Consider the following 18,633-nt stretch of genomic DNA (forward strand, 5'->3'; position numbering starts at 1 on the left):
TGTTTCACTAACCGATGCCTTGCCGTGAGAAAAACCAAACGCGTTACCATCAGTGACATCGCCGGGCTGGCTGGGGTTTCTAAAGCCACTGCCAGCCTGGTGCTCAACGGCCGTGGCGAAGAGTTACGGGTGGCGAAGGAGACGCGTGAGCGGGTTCTGACACTGGCCCGGGAACACCATTATCAGCCCAGCATACACGCCCGTATGCTACATGACGCCCGCAGTCATACGCTGGGGCTGGTGGTGCCGGAGATCACCAACCACGGCTTTGCGGCCTTTTCCCATGCGCTGGAAAATCTCTGTCGCGCCGCCGGTCTGCAACTGTTGATCTCCTGCACCGATGAAAATGCCGGTCAGGAGATGGCCGTGGTCAATAACCTGGTGGCGCGTCAGGTCGACGGGTTGATTGTCGCCTCCAGTATGCTGAGCGACAGCGACTATGTCAGCCTCAGCGAACAGCTGCCGGTGCTGCTGTTTGACCGCCACATGAATAACACCAGGCTGCCCTGGGTCATCACCGACTCTGTGACGCCCACCGCTGAGCTGGTCGAAAAGCTGGCGCGCACCTGTCCGGAGGAGATCTACTTTCTTGGCGGACAGTCTGACCTCTCCCCGACCCAGGATCGTCTGGCGGGATTCAAAGAGGGACTGATGCGGGCGGGTGTGACGCTGCGGCCGGAGTGGATAATTCAGGGTAACTACCATCCCGGCAGTGGCTATGAGATGTTTGCCGCGCTCTGTCGCCGGCTGGGACGCCCACCTAAAGCGATGTTCACCGCCGCCTGCGGTCTGCTGGAGGGAGTACTGCGCTACATGAGCGAGCATAACCTGCTGACCAGCGACATCCGCATTGCCAGTTTCGACGATCACTATCTCTATGATTCACTCTCCATTCCGATCGACACGGTTGAGCAGAATGTCCCGGCACTGGCGCAGGCCTGCTTTTCTATGCTGACCACGATGATCGCTGGTGAGGATCCCGCTGACAGTCAGCTTATCCTGCCCGCCACGCTGCGGCTGCGCGGTTAACCGCCGGGCGTTGCAGTGCTTTACCATTCGACCGGCAGGGCGCTGACGCCGCGCAGATTAGCTCTGTGGTTGCGGCGAACACCAGCGGCCACGGGCCGCATCTCTGGCAATCGCGTCAGTAATACTTCCAGCGCCACCTCCATTTCTGCCAGTGCCAGCCGGTAGCCCATACAGTGATGTATACCGCCACCGAATGCCAGACAGCGCCCCTCATGCCGCCGGATATTCAGCCGTTCCGGAGAGGTAAATACCAGCGGGTCGTGATTGGCTGCACCAAGGCTAAGGAAGAAGCGGGTTCCGGGCGGGATGAGCTCTCCTGCCACCTCAATCTCTTCCAGAGTCGTGCGGTAAAGCATCTGGACCGAACTGTCGTAGCGCAGACATTCCTCTATGGCATCGGGTATCAGCGCATGATTCTGTTTCAGGCTCGCAAGTTCCTGCGGATGAGCATGCAGGGCCAGAATGGTGTTGCACAGCATGTTTGACGTAGTTTCATGACCGGCAAGAAACAGCAGTATCACATTGGCGATGATCTCATCGTGATCCAGCCGGTCGCCGTCACTGCCGCTGCGCAGAAAAAGCGACACCAGATCGCTGGCGGTGCTGTCACGTCGGGATACGATCACGGCACTGAAGTAACTTTCCAGTACGGCAAAAGCTTCAGCGGCTTTCAGCAAATCCGCCTGACTGATTTGAGGATCGAAAACCCTGACCAGCGCAGAGGTAAGGCGACCCAGTTCTGGTGCATCAGATTCTGAGACATCCAGCATCCGGCAGATAATGCGCACCGGTAGCGGAAAAGCGAATGCCTGAGCCAGATCGCAGGCACGACGCCCTTCCAGTTCATCAACCAGTTCATTGGCTATCGTCAGCGCCATCTCCCGAAGAGATTTAATCTCCCGGGCGCTGAACACCTTCATAACCAGTCCTCTTAACCGGTTATGATCGGGTGGGTTCAGCACCAGAAACATTCTGCTGATACCCTGAAACAGCGGCAGTCCGGCTGCATCATTACCAAATCTTACTCTGACACTTTCCATATAATTTTTACCGACCCGCCGGTCGTTCAGCAGGGCGTCCACCACCGCGTGACTGCCGCTGATGATAATCTTATCTCCGGCAGGGATAAGCGGTCCCTGCTGATGCAGTTTTCGATATAGGGGAAACGGATTATCAGAGTAGTCGGGGTCCATGAGTTCATGAAGCTGCATAGCGTACTCCGCTGATAGAGTATTAGTGCTGGCGCTGAATGCGGGAGAGGGAAGCGAACAGGCTGTTTTTATCACTTTCACTGAGGTGAGGTGCCGTGAGGTGTGACATCAGAAATTCTTTGTCCTCCTGCGAGAAGGCGCCAGTCATCAGGCGCTGGCTGATCGCCGTCAGGAGCTGGGTATCCAGCTGTTGTATCTGCTGTCTGGTCTCGGTCAGATCCCTGACAGGAACAGCGCTGTCTGGTGATGAGAGCCAGTCAGCCCGATAGCGATACTGGATCGCCTTGCTGGCGTTCATCAAAGCGTGAACAAACGGCTCCACGGAGTGGGGTTCAAGCCCGGCCTGTTGTGCGTTTTGCAGCATATGATCCAGCACCACCTGCTCCCGAGGCAGATCCTCAATAGGTAAATGATGCAGTGCTTTATAACCCGCCACCGCTTTCATCACCTGCATCCGTTCGTTGAGCGAGGTAGAAAGCGCCCCAAGAGAGACGGATGAGACTGTACCTGCGAAAACGTTACTGCACATAAACATTGAAGAGAAAAAAATTGCCATAAAGTGAGTCATTTGCCTGCCCCATAAATGAAAACTGGCACTAATTTAGGCATGAAAAAATAACTAAGTGTGATTATTTTGTTTTCAAAATGTGAATCACAAGGCGGGTCAGTGAAATGAGAACAGGTCATTAATTTTAAAGTTATTTTTTATCTTTATGGTCATTAAAAATTCACATTAATTTGCAATGCTGGCGGGTTGATTGGATATGACGTCTGAATGGATTCCCCCCTGATGCAGGTGGCGTTGCGCCATTTACGTCATCTCTGTGATGCCAGAATGAGTTTACGAGGCATGCCGGGTAGTGCGCACAGGAAAGCGCCATGCCGATCAGGGTTCAGGTATAATATGTTCCGCGAGTGTGGCCGTTTTTTAGCAGCAAAACGAGGTAGGTATGTCTGTATCCGAAGCTACTACCGGTGGTAAAAGTGTCGCGGCGTTAGTTGAGAGCCTGGAAAAACAGGCGGCAAAACGTTCAGACGCGAACTGGCACGAAGGTCTGAAAAGCAGCACCAAAATCGCACTGGAAAAAATTAATGGTGCGTTTGCTGCAAAATGGATCAGCGCAGACGAGAGCCTGAGCCTTAAGCAGCGCGTTTACAGTGTGCAGGATAAGTTGATTGAGCTGGCTTTATGGTGATTTAAATTGCCTGTCGGCCGGCTCGTAAATCGGCAGGGGTAAAAAACTGATATTTCAGCACGCAGCGTCGCCCGGCATTTTGCGCGCTGCGCAGTGAAGGGGTGTTACCGGGCAGAATGGTACCGGTCAGCAGTGCCTTCTCACCATAATGATGATGAAGCTGCTGCAGCAAACGCTGCTGAGCGCGCGCGGCGAGTCCACGGCCCTGATAAGCGGGCATAATCACCTCATCCATAATCTGAAACCCCTCAATAAAGGTCAGTCGCCGGGGGACACAAATCATCAGCCCTGCCACTATGCCCTGCCAGATAATCAGAAACACATGTCCCGCGGCGATATCCTCCCGTAATTCCTGCCTGCTGGTTGCCAGTAACTGATCGCGCAGATGCGGCAGCGTGTGCCAGCTGGCACGATAGGCGCGGTTAATCGCCGTGATACAGGCGAGATAATCCTTCCGGCGGGCTGTCACCAGTGAAATATCTTCGTCGACAGGAACAGAGAGTGAAGCCAGGTCGCTGAGGAAAAGCAGTTGATCTGTTATACCGATGTCAGGATAAGTCGCAGGCAACAGGATGCGCAGCTTCAGAGGTTTTAGCGGCTGCCATGCCTGCATAATGGCACTAGCGACCCTGTAATCGATGATGCCGTCACGCGCAACAACCTCAATAAAGGGCTGTGCAGGATCGCCACCCAGATAGCGCGGCCCGGTGAGATAACGCTGGCCGTTTATCGTCAGTTCTCGCTGCAAAAAGGCGTGCTGGGGCAGACCGGTTTCACGCCATGGAAAGGCGGAAGAAAAATGGTGATCGTGGCATCGTGTCTGCTGCTGCGCCAGCCAGCTGGCAAGCCAGTCGCTGAGACGTTCAGATGAGACAGGAACAGTACGGTAGAGCGACACCATATAATCCAGCATAAGATTCCTTATTGCCCGCCGTCAGTGATCTCCTGCCTCGCTCCGCGATACATTTGTACCGTTACCGGATTGCAGATGAGGCTGATGAGAGTGTAAACGATGTGCTCTGTTTATGACCATCTCAACCTCTCAGCCAGCACCATTACATCCCCTCTGCATGACGGCTCTGGACCTGCCAGACGGTGCAATGCTGACAATGTGAGCAGGTATACGTCATCTTCTGCGATCGCTTATCGTCGCCACCCTCTGAGCTGCATTAAACATGGGTTACGATCTATTCGGGTCTGGCTGGATTTCGTATACATGGTCAAATTAATTGATGAAATAAGGCAGGGTTGCCCAAAAATTTAAATGTGAAATAGATGCGAAATTTTTACGTAAATAATACGGAATCAGATAATCGGCAGCCGATAAATGGATTATGATAAAGAGGATTTTCAATAATTATAAAATGTTCGATCTTTTTAACACCCGGGGGTTACATGGTTCATATTGATTTATGCACCCAGGAGGGCGTGATGAAAGCTTATGCTTTTCAGACGCCGATGCAGGCAATGACCCTGCTGGAAAAAATTAAAAATGATGAATTTCAGTGGTTTAATCTGGAGTGGGAAGGGCGCCGCTATACCTGTCCGCATCATTTTATTAAAAGGCTCAGCAGCCGCTCTTATATTAAATCGTTCTGGCGTTAAATTCGCTTAAAAGATAAGGCTGATGCACAATTACTTATTATTGATGCAGGTTTTATTTAACTGTTCTACGCATATTTTTAACGTAATGATAAACGGGGCAGAGCCTGCCCCGTTATTTTCAGCGACCATATGGCGTTGTTATCACGGTCAGCGGTAATAATAGTGCGTCATCTGCACAGATACCGGCCTGCTCAGTATCATTATTACCGCTTAATCATTTTCTGCTGTTGCTTATCAGGGCTATCGAAACGCTAAACAATCCTTTATGCAGGGCTGGACGGTTGTGTGCTGCGCCCGGCAATGCGCCGTGATCCTGTGTAAATCATCTTCTGTTCGGCCCTTGACGTGAAACGTCTACTGTTACACTCAGATGACACTTAATCCGGATCCCGACTGCAATGCCCCATGAAAAAATGCGCCTTCGCTCGCTGCTGACTTTGCTTTCCATCGGGGGCGTCATTCTGACCTCCGGTCTGCTGCTGAGTGCGCTGCTGCTGTTTCAGAAGGCCAACATCGAAGACAGTCTGCTTGAGGGGAACATTGCCTATGCCCGCAAGCTGGCTGATACCACCGATCGTTACCTGGCGACAGCACAACGTGAACTGGCCTGGAGTGCGTCGCAGATCAAGGGGCTTAGTGATATTAAACGACTGGAAGGAGAGAGCGATCGCCTGCGAATGCAGTCGGGTTTTTTCAACTCGGTGGTGGTGGTAAATCATGATGCCATTATTGCAGCAACCTCACCCGATAGTCTGAATCTTATTGGCGTGAAGCTGCACTCAGTTGCCAGCCTGCAGGCCATAGCGACTCAAAAGCCTTTTATCTCTGCTCCTTTTACCTCCGCGGCCGGTAACTATGTGGTGTTTTTATCACAACCTCTGTTCAGCGAAGATGGCCGCTATCTGGGCTACATTGGCGGGACTATTTATCTCAAGAAACAGAGCATGCTGAGCGAAATCCTGAGCCAGCATTTCTATTCCAATGGTTCAACGGTCAGCGTGGTCAGCAATGAAGGGCTGATTATTTTCAGTCATGACGCGGCGCGCGTCGGAACAAAGATGCTGCTGAGTCTGGCACTGCAGAAACGGCTCGCCACGACGGAAAGCGGGCATTTCACGCTGGAGAGTGAGGGGCAGCACTATCTGACCGGCTATGGCACACTGCATAAAACCGGCTGGAACGTTTTTATTACCGGCACCTCTGAAACGGTCAGGCATATTCTGATGCGCACGGCAGAAAGCGCCGTCTGGTTCGTTCTGGGCATTATTGCCGTAACAGCGGCCATTATTGCCTTTATGGCCGGTCGAATCGCCTCTCCACTGGAAAAGCTGGCGGACAGAGTGCGTGATGGCGGCAGCGAAGCCCAGGCGGAATCTCTCGCCACGGTTAAAACCTGGTATTACGAGGCTGATCGGCTCAAAGAAGCCGTGCAGGCTCATCGGCACGCCGTTGCGGGTCATCTTGCCGCGCTAAACGATGAAGCGATGACCGATCCGCTGACCGGGCTCTGCAACCGACGCGGATTTTCGGCGCTGGCGGCGCAGTCAGACAGTGAGCATGAACAGTGTGCCATCGCCATTGATATTGACCATTTTAAGAAGATAAACGACTGGTACGGGCATGACGCGGGCGATGCGGTTCTAGTGAGCCTGGCAGCGTTGCTGCGTCAGGCTTGTCGTACCGGCGATATCGTCAGCCGGTTTGGCGGCGAGGAGTTTATTCTGCTGCTGCCGCATACCACGCTGGCTGATGCCGTCCGCACCGCGGAACGCATCCGTGAGACCGTCAGCGCCACCACCTTCCCGTTTGCCGGAACGATGACCATCTCAGCCGGGGTGGCTTCACGGAGCGATCAGGATAGCGATCGCGACTCTCTGCTGCGGCGTGCCGATGAAGCGCTTTACGAAGCAAAAGCCGCCGGGCGTAATACCGTCATCATTGCCGGAGCTGAGGAGTTCAGCGCGTCTGATTCGGCCGGGTAAGATTCCGGGGTGTGTGGGACAGGCTCAGCACTTACTGCGTAATCGCCAGCCGAGCCACTCATCCAGTGCCGCTTCCGGCAGCGGCCTGGAGTAGAAAAAGCCCTGCGCCTGGTCGCAGCCGAACTCGGTCAGCGCCGTAACGGTTTCCGCATTCTCCACGCCCTCAGCCAGCACCATATAATCGAGATCTTTAAGCATCGCAATAATACTGCGGGCGATGACGCGCGATGCGGTGTCAGATGAAATTTCGCTGATCAGTGAACGGTCCAGCTTGATCACATCCAGCGGAATGCGCCGCAGATAACTGATGTTGCTGTAGCCGGTACCAAAGTCATCCAGTGAAATACCGAATCCACGAAGTTTCAGCATCTCAAGCCCCCGCATTGCGGTCGCGCTCTCCAGAATCCGTTCCGTCTCCAGACACTCAATGCCCAGCAGCGAAACCGGGAGCTTCGCCCTGATCATCTGCTCTTCCAGCTCGTCGGCAAAACCGTCACGTGAAAAATCGCTGCTGCTGACGTTAATGGTGATGGGCAACTGAATATAGCTGTTGCGCAGCCGGGAGAGCCGGGCGATGGCGTGCTCTGTCACCCAGGTGGTCAGTTCGCTGAGCAGCTCGGTTTGCACGGCAAAGGGTAAAAACTGTGCAGGAGACAGTTCGCCGCGCTGCGGATGCTGCCAGCGGATCAGGGCCTCCAGGCCAATTGGCTTGCCGCTGTGCAGACAGATTTTAGGCTGATACGCCAGCCATAATCCCTTATCCTGGCGTATCGCGATGGCCAGGTCATGCATCAGGGTAAAGTCCTGCGTATGGCGCGTATCAGTGGCCTCGCTGAAAGGCATCGAGGCGACGTCGCGTGTGATGGCCTCGTGCAGCGCGCTGACCGCACGCCGCAGGATCTCCTGGGCAGGCATCTCCCCGGTATTGAAACTCGCCTCACCGGTGTGGGTCATCAGTGCAACCGACAGCCCATCGCCGAGATCCGCGCTGATCCCGGCCAGCTTGTTTGCCACCCAGTTGGCAGTGAGTCTGCTCTCCTGACGTGTCAGCAGGGCAAAGCGCCCGGTGGCTACGGTGTAGAGCATCTCTCCTGGCGCAGGCCTCAGGCGCAGCGGCAGCAGTGTCGCCACATCTTTCAACAGGCTTTCAACTGGTCCCATGCCCATTGAGCGCGCAAGCTCGTAGGCGCGCGGCATATCGATACAGTCAATCAGCACCAGCCGCCGTGGCGTGGTGTCACCGGAGGCGGCAAGAAACTGCAGGTCGCGAATCAGACGCTGGCGGTTGGGCAGACCGGTTACCGGGTCGGCAAAGCCAGCCGAGTACCAGGCCTCAAGAAATGACATCACCAGTGCCGCCAGCATCTTCAGCATGGCGACCTGATCCGCATTAAAGGGATGAGGCGCGGTGTCAGTCACGCACAGCGTACCCAGTATCAGACCTGTGCTGCTTTTAAGCGGTACGCCGGCATAAAAGCGAATAAAAGGCGCGCCAACAATCAGCGGATGCTCAGCAAAGCGGGTATCCAGCAACGTATCGGGTACTACCACGGTGCTGTCACTGTCCACTGCATGCCGGCAGAGCGAGTCCTGCCGGGAGGATTGAGTGAGTGTGAAATTTTGCGCAGCCTTAACATGCTGCATCTCATCATCCAGTACGGAGATAAAGCTGCCGGGTATACCGAGTGCCTGGCTGGCCAGCCGGACGAACTGTCGCAACACATCGTCACGACTTTCGTCGTTACTGCGCAGCGCGTGCAGGGTTCGCGTGCGGCAATCGTCGCCGCCGCTGAGACTCATAAGCATGGATTCCTCCGCACCGGCTGGTTACGGCGCGAAATTAAACAGAAAAATTGAAGGGTATGATGTCATGACTACAGGCAAATTCTGCAAAAAGAAAGAGTCATGACCATTTATTTTTTATCCCACTGCACGGCATTGCTGGTCAGAATAGCAAATCACTTTTCTTTAACGAAATATTTTAGTAATCACGATTCTATTATTTTGTCGTTAAAAACTTTTAATTTCTTAAATATCCTGCCAGTATACAGAGTATAAACATAGTGCACTATATAATAACGCACTAAAGTAGATGACATAACTTATTTTTGTTTAATTTTAACTACACCAATGACAACATCGGGGAAACCTCATGAATTCACTCAGGCATTTCACTATCCGCCGCGTTGTGCTGTGGATGATGATCGTCTCACTGGGCATCGTCGTGCTGGCCGGTGGCTACAGCAGCCAGGTCGTGCGCGATATCTTTCGTCAAACCGATCGTTCAGCCGTTCTGACGCAGCAACTGAGCTTTCTGGCGCACAGCGCTATTGTCATGCAGAGCGGTACGCCAGCCGATAAAAACGCGCTTGTCGCCTCAACCCCGGCCGATGCTGACTGGGATAACGTCCGCGCGGCACTCACGACAACTCCCTCAGAATACGCAAAGGTTGCCCGTGCGCAGCTGGACAAGGTGACGCAGCAGCTGGCCGGGAATCAGGCACCCTTGAAGGCTGACCGGCATCGGCTTGAGGGCGTCTTGCTGGCAGCACTGCTGGCGGCAGTGGCGTTGCTGCTGTTTTGCGACCGCTATCTGGTCGTTCATCTGGTGCGTCCGGTGGGTAAAATTCGCGGTCATTTAAAAATTATTGCCGATGGCGATCTGACGCGCGAGCCGGAAGATCTGGGGCGCAACTGTGTCGGGCAACTGGTGCCGCTGGTCAAAGAGATGCAGCACAGTCTGTTGCAGACGGTCAGCGCTATCCGTGACAACGCAGCCATTCTTCATCGTGAAGCGGGGGACATTGCTGCGGGTAACGCCGATCTCTCCGACCGGACATCCACTCAGGCTGCTGCACTGGAGCAGACCGCAGCCAGCATGGAGGAGATTACCGTCACCGTGCGTCACAATGCACAGAATGCCCGCGAGGCACGTGAACTGGCTGCCAGCACCACGGATACGACTCAGCAGGGCGTGGAACTGGTTCAGTTGGTATCGGCAGCCATCACCAGCATCGCTCAGGGATCAGAAAAAATCCGGCAGTTCACCACCACTATTAATGGTATTGCGTTTCAGACCAACATTCTGGCGTTAAACGCCGCTGTAGAAGCTGCCCGTGCGGGTGAACAGGGCCGCGGCTTCGCGGTAGTCGCCAGTGAGGTACGTTCACTGGCACAGCGAAGTGCTGCTGCCTCTAAAGAGATCGAAGAGCTGATTGCCGATACCGTGGCACGCGTTGACGATGGCCGGCGGGCGGCTGAGAGCGCAGGAACCACCATGGAGGCCGTGCTGCACGGCGTCGGCGGCGTGAATGAACTGATCGGACAGATTGCGCTGGCTTCGGATGAACAGAGTAAAGGGATTGCCCAGGTCACGGTCGCCGTTGCAGAACTTGACCGCGTAACGCAGCAGAATGCGACGCTGGTTCAGCAGGTTTCGGCGACAGCAGACAGTCTCAGTGGACAGACTGAAACGCTGGGCAGCGTGATTACGCGCTTTACCCTGCCGCATCACCCTCTTGCCGTAGAGCCTAAACGCGTCACGCCTGATGAAAAAGGCGGCTGGGCAACGTTTGCGCGGGCATAGCCTGAACGTATTTTTTCTGAACTGTAGATAATGTCTGTCCGGCACGGAATAACGATTAATATTCACTCTTTTTAAAAGAGGGATGAAACGGTCATTTTTTGTGACTGTGATTGACGTTGATCATCATTCGATCAACGCCACCATTCAGAATGGCAATTACTCTTCTCAGCGGTGCAAAAATTATCCGGGCAGCGATTTAAATATAATTCAGGTTATTTTCTCTGTTTTTACTGGTGCGTTACGCTTTCCTGATAAGTGTAAAACGCCGGGCTGTTAAAACTTAACTCAAATTTATGTTTTGGCCGCAGGCGTGTACTTCCGCCCGGCCATCTCGCCGGGGCACCGTATGCGGAGCGTTTATATGGGAAATCAGATTTTACAGCGGCCTGTCGCCGTCCAGCACAACGTGCGTGAGCTGCGCCTTGCGGCCGGTCTCTCTCAGGAGATTGCAGCCGAGCGTTTCGATCTTAGCCAGCGTGTCTGGCAGACGAAAGAAGCATCGAAAAATCCTGCGCTGCTCAGTCAGGGAGAGTATGAACTGCTGATGCTGCTCGCCGGAGAGCATCCGCACTATCAACTGGTACCAAAGCTGAAAAAGTAAGGCGTTCATCCTCTGTTTTCTCTTAAGTAAAGTCATGTCGGGCCGATATAGAGAGCTAAGCGAGGCGCATTACCGCCTGTCTGATCTGCTCTGGCCAGATAATCCTGGGCGGTCCGCCGCACTCTCTCTGGCAGGCATAACGTGTTAACTGATGCCTCGCTGTCTGCGGTGTCAGCTTTATCGGACTCAGTGCGGCAACCTGTTGCTGCCGGGTTTACTGACGGGCCTTTCTTCCGGCAACGGATCGGCAGCGAACTCTGCGCGTTCTGTCTGATTGAACGTGTCCTCTTTATGCTGTGTCAGGCCAGCCACAGCAGATAACACCAGAGGAGAGTTACGCTGAAACGTCCAGTTTATCATGATGCCGAGGCGGCTCGCCTCGACGCACTTAAGCAGTATCATCTGATGGATTCACCGCCGACCGATGCGCTGGATCGCCTCACTACGCTTGCCGCGCGGCTGTTTCGGGTGCCGGTCGCTTTTGTCTCGCTTATCGACGAAAAGCGGCAGTTCTTCGCCTCCCGGTACGGTTTAAATATTTCAGGTACGGCACGCAACGTCGCCTTCTGCCACCATACGCTGGCGCAGGGCGATATCCTCTGCGTGCCCGATACGCTGAAAGATCCGCGCTTCCGCGACAGTCCGCTGGTTCACGGCTACCCCTTTATCCGCTTTTACGCGGGGATCCCGCTTTCGACCCCGGATGGGCATCATATTGGCACGGTCTGCCTGACCGACAGCCATCCTCGTGAGCCGTTAACTGCAGAGGATCGAAAGCATCTGAACGATATTGCTGCACTGGTGATGGATCGCATGGAGATGCATCGTCTGGAGTTATTGCGCTACACCAGCCAGCAGCGACTCGAGGCGATCTCATCCACTTCGCCTGACGCCATTGTCTGCACCGACCTTCGGCGTGGCATAACCTTCTGGAACCCGGCCGCCACCGCGCTGTTCGGCTACAGCGCAGAGGAGATGCGCGGCCAGTATATCAGCGAGCTGATCCCTGCTCGCTGCCAGGCTGACTACCGTAATGAACTGGTCCGGATTACCTCTGACGAAGCGGCTATCTCGCACCCTCGCTCTTTGCAGATATGGGGTGTCACGCGTGAAGGTCGTGAATTTCCGGCAGAGGTCTCTTTTTCGGGCTGGCGTGAAGAGGGCGAACGGCTGGTGGGCATGATCATCCGCGATGTCACGGCCCGCTATGAGAGTGAGGCGCGGCTCTGTGAGCTGGCCTCACTGGATATGCTGACACGTCTCGCCAGCCGCAGCGCGTTTATGGATCAGGTCGGCCAGCTGACCAGGGCGGGCGTCCCCTATACGTTACTGATGACCGATCTCGATGGTTTTAAAGAGGTTAACGATACGCTGGGGCATGCTGCAGGCGATGCGTTGTTGTGCCACGTTGCCGAACAGATTCGTGCGGTCTGCGCCAGTGCCGTGACGGCTGCGCGCCTGGGTGGTGATGAATTTGTGATCCTGTTAGCAGGCGGCAGCGCAGAGGCGGCGATCACGGCGGAGAAACTGATTGCGGCCGTTCAGACGCCGTTCCGCTATCACGACTCACCGGTGGTGGTCGGTGCCAGCACCGGCATCGCCTCCTATCCGGAGCACGGCAGGGATCCCTCTTCGGTGATGTCCGCCGCAGATCTGGCGCTCTATCGCGCCAAAGCGTCGGGTAAAGGCTGCAGCATGCTGTTTATGCCCGCGTTTCGTGAAGCGGAGCAGCAGCGGCGCCGTTTTGAGCGCGAACTGGAAACGGCGGTGCGGCAGCAGCAGTTCACTCTTTACTATCAGCCCCGCTACGACGTTGAAAGCGGAAAGCTTATTGGCTGCGAGACGCTGGTGCGCTGGCAGCATCCGACGCGCGGGCTGCTGTTGCCGGCTGAATTTATCGGCATGCTGGTTAAAAGTCCGCTTTCAGTCACGCTGGGTGAATGGATCATCCGCAGTGCTCTGGCACAGGTCCGGCAGTGGCAGGTTCGCTCTCCTCAGCTTCGAGTCAGCATTAACCTGTTTCCGCGCCAGCTGGCAGGGAACAGCCTGGAGACGGTGATACGTGAAAGTGCTGGAGGCGATGCCGGTTTTGTTGAGCTGGAAGTGGATGAGCCACTGCTGGCCGTGCTGATGCAGGATATGCCGGTCCAGGTTGACGCCGTACGCCGAACGGGAGCCTCGTTCGTTATCGATCATTACGGGCGTACGCTGGGGGCGATTAACCTGCTGCGCTATAGCGTTGTGACGGGTTTTAAAATCGATAAGTCGATGACGCACGAGCTGGGTTCCAGCATGCGGGTGCGTATGATGTTCCGGGCCATTACCGCGCTCGGCAAAAGCCTGGGGATTCGGGTGGCCGCCGAAGGGGTGGAAGATAAAGAGCAGATCGCTTTTGTTACGGCCGCCGGATGCGACATTATGCAGGGCAATGGCCTGTGCCAGCCACTGACGCCGGCGGACTTTGAGGCGATGCTGTGCGGAGAGGAGCACTGTGCGCCCGCTATCGCCAGCGGTTATGACGTTACGCCACGCTAATCGGTCTGATTGTGGCGAACGGAGCGGAGGATGCCCGACGCTGATAGTCTGCGCCTCAGTGTGAGTGTGCGGGCTGGTATTCCTGTTTCAGCAAGCCGAAGATCCAGTCATCCTGCCACTGGCCGTTGAGGAAGAAGTTCTGCCGCAACGTCCCCTCCTGCACAAAGCCCGCTGAAATCAGGGTCCGGCGTGAGGCCGCATTGCCTGCCGTCACCGTCGCGATCAGTTTGCGGTATTCCTGTTGCTCAAAGCAGAAGGTGATAATGGCATGCAGAGACTCGCTGCCGTAGCCTTTGCCCTGCGCATCTGCGGCCAGAATAAAGCCAAACTCCGCAATACCCTCTCCACGATCGATAAACCCGCAAAAGCCAGCCGGAGCACCGGATGTTTTTTCTCCGATAACCAGACAGAGCCAGTGCCTGCAGCCCTTGTACCAGGCGGGCAGGCGGACATCAAATGAGTGGGTTCTGATCTCTTCAGCGCTGCGCGGATCGCTGATGTACTGCATCACCGATCTATCCTGACTGACTGCCAGATAGAAGGGCCAGTCTTCCTGCCGAAGTGGCCGATAAGTCAGGCGCGGCGAGGTGACTTTCAGCGGTATTTCAGCCGGTACTTTAGCAGACTCTTCAGTTGTCATCGTGCAACTCCCTGCGGATCGGATCTCTGTGGCGATGGCGCAAAAATAACACAGAGTGGCTGACTGGCGGGACGCGCTTTTGCCGCTCTGCGAGGTATCCCGCAATCCCGACGCTATCTCAACAGCTCCTGCTCTCGTGCATTGTCCAGCTCCCGCTTGCCACATTTGCTCTTATCGCTGCGCTGTCAGGCCTTCTGCCCACTTCATTGCTACGCTTTTAGCCAGATGGCTGAAAATTGATCCTGATGAGAGTAATCCCCATGGAATTGAAAACGTTTGAAACTGGAGCCTGGGCTGCGCTGCAGGAATCTGCAACCGATCCACAGGGTGGATTTCGTTATCTGATGCTCTGTACGGTCGATGCTCTGCTACAACCTCAGGCGCGCACCGTGGTTCTGCGCAAGTGTGCCGACGACCGCAGGATGCTGACATTTCATACGGATGTTCGCAGCCCGAAGTGGCAGGAGATGGCGGCGAATCCGCAGGTCACCGTGCTGGGATATTGCCATCAGCGTCGCCTGCAGTTACGGCTGGCAGGGCGGGTTGCGTGTTATGCGGCGGGAAGTGATGTTGCCCGGGCAGCCTGGCGTGCGTTACCGCAGCACACGCGGCAGACTTACACCGGCGGACCTCCGGGGGAAGCACGGGCAACGGCTGATGAGACGCCTGACGCGGCAGCAACGGAAACCGGGGAATCCCGCTTTGGCGTGGTGATTTTGCAGGCCAGTGTGCTGGACGCCTATCAGCTTCAGCGAAACGAAAATCAGCGCGCCCTGTTTCGCTATTCGGCTAATGGCGAACTGCAGGAAAGCGAATGGCTTAACCCCTGACCCGATATGCCTGATTCACTTCGGGTCGGGTTAACGCCTGATTGATCCTCTTTTCGCGCACTGGATAAAAGAGATTTCACTGTCTGCCGCTTCGTTAGCTGTTTTTTATCTGCCGCACCGCTTAATCGATTTTAGCACCACGTTATCTTCATATAATGGCGTTTTTCTGCTTTTTCCTATCTTTTGTCATTGTTTGTGCCAGGCTTTAACTAACCGAAAAGCAGTGACTTATGCTCAAGGTAAAGAAAAGTACAAATGATCGCTCTGTATTACAGGCAGGTTAAACATGAACAATCAACCCCCTGAAAAACCAGGGTCAGAGGGTAGCGACCAGGTGCTAAGCCTGGCGGAGGAAACCGTTGAGGTCTCAAAACAGCGGGTCATCGACGGTCATGTCAGGGTTACCCGACAGGTCACTGAGCATCAGCAGAAGATTGCGCTGATGCTCCGGCACCAGACGGCGGAAATAGAACGCATTCCTAAATCGGAACGGCTGGCTGAGATGCCGGAGATCCGTGAAGAAAATGGCGTTCTGATCATTCCTGTCGTTGAAGAGGAAATCGAGATCGTTCGTCATCTGGTGCTGAAAGAGGAGTGGCATATCCGCAAAGTTGTCAGTGAGGAAGCGACAGAACAGGTCGTCTCCCTGCGCAAACAGCACGCTCACCTGACCCGAACACCCTATTCAGAGCCGTCCGAATCCATCACCGAGGAACACAACATGGCGCGTGAAACAATCGTAACAATGTTCAGCAATATCTCACTGGCAGAGGGTGCAAAGCGTAACCTGATCAAGGCCGGGTTCCTGGATGATGACATTGATATCATCTCCGGTGATCGTTTGCGTACCGAAGGTCAGGAGGCCCGTCACCCTGGCTTCTGGCAACGCCTGTTCGGCAATACGCTGGAGGAGGATCAGGCCGAAGTGTATGAAGACGCGATGCGAACCGGCGGAGTAGTGCTGTCGCTGCGGGCCGATGAAGATGAGTTACCTCGCGCCCTGGGCATCCTTGATGCACATGAAGAACTTACCGAGCGCAGTGCGGCGCTGCCCGATGATTACGCGCCCGGTTACGCGACCAGTGATGGTCTGACTGCACCTGCCAGTGGAACGCTTCAGGATAATGCCGCCGTCGATCCGCTCTCTACCGATCCTGCCCATCGTGGCGCTGCCCGTACTGCCCTGACCGGTGACGAAAGTGACGAGGATGTACTGCGTCTGGCCGAGGAGCGACTGGAAGTGGGTAAACGTCTGGTCAGTGAAGGTTCAACCCGCGTTCGTCGCTACACTGTCACCGATCAGGTCTCAGAAAATGTCTCGCTGCATGAGCAGCACGCCGCAATCTTCCGTCGTCCGGTGAATGAATCAGGTTCACCCACCCATGTTGACTGGTCTGAAAAAACTGTCGAAGTGGAAGAGACGCATGAGCAGCCCGTGATTAATAAGACCGCGGAGATCATTGAAGAGGTGGTGTTACGCAAAGAGACAAGCGATCGGGTTGAAACTATCAACGATTCGGTACGCCGTCAGGAAGTGGATATTGACCATGCCAGTACAGATCCTCTCGGCGCAGACCGGCTGACCGGGAATCGTACTGTGGCCGATCCGTTGCTTGAAAGCACGCGTCAGGCCCGCGCTGACCACGACACCCGTCCGGTAACGCCAGGCAGCGAGCCAGCGCATAAAGAGGGTTTCGCGGAAAAGGCCGGTGATAAAATCGCGGAAGCGAAAGAGAAAGTCGAAGACAAGTTTAAAAAGCCGTAATACCGGAGCGGTGATTGTCGCCTTCTATGCCTGAAAACCCGTCGCAGACGGGTTTTTTTGCGTTAAGGATGCTTAAAAATTATTAGCGTCATCCAGCGCGAACCTGGCAATATCTCTGATTCATCACTGTTTACCCAGACTACTTACCTGAAAAAAAAGATGCGCCTTAAACCTTGAAGTCCCACTATGGGACTGTTAAGTTAGTCCCATAGTGGGACCACAGGGAAAATCAGTGCGAATTATATCGATCGCGTCTCTCAAACGATTCTGGGAGGCTCATAATCAGGCGGAGCAGCCGTTAAGAGCATGGGTAGATGAAGTCAGCAAGGCTCAGTGGAAAACACCACAGGACATCAAGGATAAGTACAGAACGGCAGATTTCCTGAACAACAATCGGGTGGTGTTTGATATTAAAGGGAATCATTACCGTCTGATCGTTGCAGTGGCTTACAGGTTTCAGGCGGTCTACATAAAGTTTGTAGGTACGCACGCTGAATACGACAAGATAAACGCAAATACGGTGGAAATGTGATGAGTTATAAAATCAAACCGATTCACTGTGAAGCAGATTATGAAGCCGCTCTGGCCGCCGTGTCTCCCCTGTTCGACAACGAGCCAGAACCGGGAAGTGAAGCCGGGGACTTTCTGGACGTCATGATCCTGCTTATTGAAAAATACGAGCAGGAACATTATCCGATTGAGGCACCCGATCCGGTAGAAGCGATTAAATTCCGCATGGAGCAGATGGGGCTGACAGCAAAAGACCTGGTGCCGGCGATTGGACGCCCGAACCGCGTCTATGAGGTATTGAATCATAAGCGTGCGCTGACGCTGCCAATGATCCGCAACCTGCATGAAATGTTCAATATACCGCTTGCATCACTTGTAGGCGCAGCCGAATCCAAAAGGATATGAGTCCAGTAACTGAAGCCCGCCATGTGCGTAATGCCAGTCAGTTAAGCGACAAGTGATAACGCAGTCTGGTGCCGCTCAGGGGCTGGCGGTCCTCGCGCCGCTGCGCGGTTCCTTCACTTCATTCGCCTGCCTGACGGACCGTCGGGGATGGCACATCCTGTGCCGCCCCGCCTTTCGCCCGCGTACTGCGGACTCTCCTGGCAGACTCATTCTGTTGAGCGCTGCGGATTGCCTGCTCCTGATCGCCACCGGCCTGCTCTGAAGCTTCTGGCCCGCACTCCGGCTCGTTTACCGAAAAAAAAGCTGCCACGTTTGACCGTGACAGCCTTTACAAATCGAATCTTAACTGACCAGCATTACGCCATGTGCGGGCTTTTTTATTCCTGCTGTGCAGTATTGAATCCTGGCTCACCCAGGTCCGTGACGGCATCAGCCACAACACCCCAGTCCGGCAAGTCCTGAACGGTGTCCGGTGGCGTCAGTGTGCCTTTGCCTGAGTTTGCTCCAGGGTTTTCTTAAGAGATAAGAAGGCTTCCTGTACAAGCTGGTTACCAGTCTGTGCTGCCACGAAGCGATGAACCCCCCTCGCGTTGTGCAGACCGCGATCCCTGACTACCCTTGCTGTTGTTTCTATCCCCAAACGGGCCGGATAGCCTGAACGCCGGATTAGCATCTGCAATTTTTAGTCATTAACGGCAGGCGATCGTGAATCTGCCGTGCATTATCAATCAGGGAAAT

At 54.7% G+C, this 18,633-nt stretch carries 16 protein-coding genes; 11 read left to right on the plus strand and 5 right to left on the minus strand.

What is annotated here, in order from left to right; translation table 11 throughout:
- Nucleotides 1-24: 24 nt before the first annotated feature.
- Nucleotides 25-1,029, plus strand: a complete 1,005-nt coding sequence (locus tag HFD95_RS18190) for a substrate-binding domain-containing protein (protein ID WP_010671961.1) — start codon at nt 25-27, stop codon at nt 1,027-1,029.
- 20 nt (nt 1,030-1,049) lie between these two features.
- Here the strand turns inward: HFD95_RS18190 and HFD95_RS18195 are convergent, their stop codons facing one another.
- Nucleotides 1,050-2,240, minus strand: a complete 1,191-nt coding sequence (locus HFD95_RS18195) for a cytochrome P450 (protein WP_167430581.1) — start codon at nt 2,238-2,240, stop codon at nt 1,050-1,052.
- A 22-nt stretch (nt 2,241-2,262) separates the two neighbouring features.
- Complete coding sequence (locus HFD95_RS18200; protein WP_033774049.1) at nt 2,263-2,808, minus strand: chorismate mutase; 546 nt, start codon at nt 2,806-2,808, stop codon at nt 2,263-2,265.
- Between the two features lie 382 nt (nt 2,809-3,190).
- On the opposite strand from HFD95_RS18200, the gene HFD95_RS18205 reads away from it, so the two are divergent.
- Entirely contained in the window at nt 3,191-3,436 is a 246-nt protein-coding gene (locus tag HFD95_RS18205) for a hypothetical protein (RefSeq protein ID WP_010256916.1), read from the plus strand.
- Nucleotide 3,437: 1 nt separating this feature from the next.
- Here the strand turns inward: HFD95_RS18205 and HFD95_RS18210 are convergent, their stop codons facing one another.
- Nucleotides 3,438-4,349: a GNAT family N-acetyltransferase gene (locus HFD95_RS18210; protein WP_167430582.1), complete on the minus strand. Its 912-nt coding sequence runs from the start codon at nt 4,347-4,349 to the stop codon at nt 3,438-3,440.
- 518 nt (nt 4,350-4,867) lie between these two features.
- Between HFD95_RS18210 and HFD95_RS18215 the strand changes: the two genes are divergently transcribed.
- Together HFD95_RS18215 and HFD95_RS18220 are read left to right on the plus strand one after the other, a co-directional pair.
- Entirely contained in the window at nt 4,868-5,041 is a 174-nt protein-coding gene (locus tag HFD95_RS18215) for a hypothetical protein (protein WP_010256913.1), read from the plus strand.
- A gap of 398 nt (nt 5,042-5,439) precedes the next feature.
- A complete protein-coding gene (locus HFD95_RS18220; RefSeq protein WP_010671966.1) occupies nt 5,440-7,023 on the plus strand; it encodes a diguanylate cyclase in 1,584 nt (527 codons plus the stop codon).
- 24 nt (nt 7,024-7,047) lie between these two features.
- On the opposite strand, the gene HFD95_RS18225 is transcribed toward HFD95_RS18220, so the two are convergent.
- Nucleotides 7,048-8,829 (minus strand): GGDEF and EAL domain-containing protein, encoded by a 1,782-nt coding sequence (locus tag HFD95_RS18225; RefSeq protein ID WP_029519494.1) that lies wholly within the window; start codon nt 8,827-8,829, stop codon nt 7,048-7,050.
- A gap of 346 nt (nt 8,830-9,175) precedes the next feature.
- Here HFD95_RS18225 and HFD95_RS18230 point away from each other — a divergent pair, with 346 nt between their 5' ends.
- The 3 genes from HFD95_RS18230 to HFD95_RS18240 all read left to right on the plus strand — a co-directional run bounded on the left by HFD95_RS18230 (nt 9,176) and on the right by HFD95_RS18240 (nt 13,745).
- Nucleotides 9,176-10,609, plus strand: a complete 1,434-nt coding sequence (locus HFD95_RS18230; protein ID WP_158132444.1) for a methyl-accepting chemotaxis protein — start codon at nt 9,176-9,178, stop codon at nt 10,607-10,609.
- 361 nt (nt 10,610-10,970) lie between these two features.
- Entirely contained in the window at nt 10,971-11,210 is a 240-nt protein-coding gene (locus HFD95_RS18235) for a hypothetical protein (RefSeq protein ID WP_010256895.1), read from the plus strand.
- A gap of 405 nt (nt 11,211-11,615) precedes the next feature.
- Entirely contained in the window at nt 11,616-13,745 is a 2,130-nt protein-coding gene (locus tag HFD95_RS18240) for a bifunctional diguanylate cyclase/phosphodiesterase (protein WP_167430583.1), read from the plus strand.
- 55 nt (nt 13,746-13,800) lie between these two features.
- Here HFD95_RS18240 and HFD95_RS18245 read toward each other — a convergent pair whose 3' ends face one another.
- Nucleotides 13,801-14,385: a GNAT family N-acetyltransferase gene (locus tag HFD95_RS18245; protein WP_167430584.1), complete on the minus strand. Its 585-nt coding sequence runs from the start codon at nt 14,383-14,385 to the stop codon at nt 13,801-13,803.
- Between the two features lie 260 nt (nt 14,386-14,645).
- On the opposite strand from HFD95_RS18245, the gene HFD95_RS18250 reads away from it, so the two are divergent.
- From HFD95_RS18250 to HFD95_RS18265, 4 genes are all read left to right on the plus strand, one after another.
- Nucleotides 14,646-15,215 (plus strand): pyridoxamine 5'-phosphate oxidase family protein, encoded by a 570-nt coding sequence (locus HFD95_RS18250; protein ID WP_010671973.1) that lies wholly within the window; start codon nt 14,646-14,648, stop codon nt 15,213-15,215.
- 286 nt (nt 15,216-15,501) lie between these two features.
- Nucleotides 15,502-16,980 (plus strand): YsnF/AvaK domain-containing protein, encoded by a 1,479-nt coding sequence (locus HFD95_RS18255; RefSeq protein ID WP_033759886.1) that lies wholly within the window; start codon nt 15,502-15,504, stop codon nt 16,978-16,980.
- Between the two features lie 232 nt (nt 16,981-17,212).
- Nucleotides 17,213-17,512 carry a type II toxin-antitoxin system HigB family toxin gene (locus HFD95_RS18260; RefSeq protein ID WP_010256874.1) on the plus strand — a complete coding sequence of 100 codons (300 nt, stop codon included), beginning with the start codon at nt 17,213-17,215 and terminating at the stop codon, nt 17,510-17,512.
- Nucleotides 17,512-17,895 (plus strand): type II toxin-antitoxin system HigA family antitoxin, encoded by a 384-nt coding sequence (locus tag HFD95_RS18265; protein WP_010256870.1) that lies wholly within the window; start codon nt 17,512-17,514, stop codon nt 17,893-17,895. Before HFD95_RS18260 ends, HFD95_RS18265 begins: the two co-directional genes overlap by 1 nt.
- Nucleotides 17,896-18,633: the final 738 nt, after the last annotated feature.

This window comes from Pantoea sp. EKM10T (assembly GCF_011800685.1).
Lineage (GTDB): Bacteria > Pseudomonadota > Gammaproteobacteria > Enterobacterales > Enterobacteriaceae > Pantoea > Pantoea agglomerans.